Annotated in this window: 2 protein-coding genes; both read left to right on the forward strand. The window is 47.5% G+C overall.

Features of this window, described 5'->3' with window-relative positions:
• Window positions 1-206 (forward strand): hypothetical protein (locus F6K23_RS40960; protein ID WP_293167002.1); only part of this gene is annotated, 206 nt, incomplete at its 5' end.
• Between the two features lie 360 nt (window positions 207-566).
• Window positions 567-1,159, forward strand: a 593-nt coding sequence (locus tag F6K23_RS40965; protein ID WP_367267986.1) for a S8 family serine peptidase, incomplete at its 3' end; no start/stop codon positions are given.

The following is a 1,159-nucleotide window of genomic DNA, read 5'->3' on the forward strand; positions in this document are numbered from 1 at the left end:
CTGGAGTTCGTGTGCTCTTCCGATCTGAAGCAATCGTCGCCCGCCATGGCATATCATTCTCACCACATTTTGCTGTGGACCCCGATAAGATTCGCGCTCTTCGCCATCGTGCTTCATTGCGTAGTGGTCGTGAGCAGCCCAATTTCAACAGTCTATTTCATTGTCATGTAGGACCTGAGCATGATGTTCTTGAAGTGGCCCATTAACTCGATGACTTAGCATGTGTTGAGTATGTTGTTGTTCATGCGTTAAATGATTTACCCCCGCCGCCAGCAGATATTGCTCCTACAACACCAGCATTTGATGGTTTGCAGAATCATTTTTTGGAAAACCCCGGCCATGATATTTGGTATGCACATGATCGCGGTATAACCGGCGCCGGAATTGTTATCGCTGATTGTGAGTATGGTTGGAATCTTAATCATGAAGATCTTACCGGAAGCAATCTACTGCAAGAGCCTGGTCAGACCCCGAGCCAGCGCGTTTATCAAGAGGGCTGGGATCAGCATGGCACTGCAACTGTTTGTATCTTGGCGGCATAGAAAAATAATTATGGCGTCACCGGAATAGCATACGGCTCACAAGTTTATCTTTATCCAGAGTTAACTGTTCAGGGTGGAAACCGAAGAGCCGAATGTATTTTAGAAGCGATATTGGATTTAAGTGCAGGAGATATCCTCTTATTGGAAATGCAAATCTTGTCAGCAGAAGGGTATGTTCCAGCTGATTATGATGTAGCAGTATGGTCACTCATTCAAACCGCCACCGATGCGGGTATCGTCGTGATAATGGCGGCGGGAAATGGTGGTTCCAATTTAGATCGAGGAGTTTTTAGCGAGTATCGTAATCGTGGTGATAACGGTGGGATAATCGTTGGCGCTGGGCTGCCAAGTAGCACCCATCGGCGCATGTTAACCTCTACCTACGGGAGCTTGGTCGATGTTCAGTCTTGGGGTATGTTGGTGGTGTCCTGCGGCTATGGTGACTGGCGTCAATTCGGTAGCGATATTAATCAGGCTTATACCCAATTCTCGGGAACGAGTAGTGCCAGCGCTGTAGTTGCTGGCGTTGCAGCCTTGGTTCAAGAGCATGCCAAGAATATTCGTGGAGGATATTTGACTCCACTGGAAATGCAGAATTTATTGATTGCCTCGGGTGA

The sequence above is a fragment of the Okeania sp. SIO2C9 genome (assembly GCF_010672455.1).
GTDB lineage: Bacteria > Cyanobacteriota > Cyanobacteriia > Cyanobacteriales > Microcoleaceae > Okeania.